General features: G+C 75.2%; 1 protein-coding gene. It reads left to right on the forward strand.

Features of this window, described 5'->3' with window-relative positions; translation table 11 throughout:
- Nucleotides 1-436 (forward strand): FGGY-family carbohydrate kinase (locus LPA54_RS39320; RefSeq protein WP_267488019.1); only part of this gene is annotated, 436 nt, incomplete at both ends.

Genomic DNA, 436 nt, shown 5'->3' on the forward strand with positions numbered 1-436 from the left:
GGCTGGGCATCGACCTGGGGCTGTTCGCGCCGCTGCGTCTGCCGGGTGACCCGGCGGGGGTGCTGCGGCCCGAGGTGCTGGAGGAGACGGGACTGAACGGGCCGGTGCCGGTGACCGCGGTCGCCTCGCACGACACGGCGTCCGCGGTGGCCGCCGTACCGGCGGACGGTGAGCGGTTCGCGTACATCTGCACCGGCACCTGGTCGCTGGCCGGTCTTGAGCTGGACGCGCCCGTGCTGACCGAGGAGAGCCGGGCCGCCAACTTCACCAACGAGCTGGGGCTGGACGGCACCGTCCGCCACCTGCGCAACATCATGGGCCTGTGGCTGCTCCAGGAGTGCCTGCGCGCCTGGGGCGAGCCGGACCTGGGCGCGCTGCTGCGCGAGGCGGCCGGGGCGCCGGCGCTGCGGTCGGTGGTGAACGCCGGGGACACCGC

Origin of the sequence: Streptomyces sp. DH12, from assembly GCF_020873895.1 — a bacterium.
Lineage (GTDB): Bacteria > Actinomycetota > Actinomycetes > Streptomycetales > Streptomycetaceae > Streptomyces.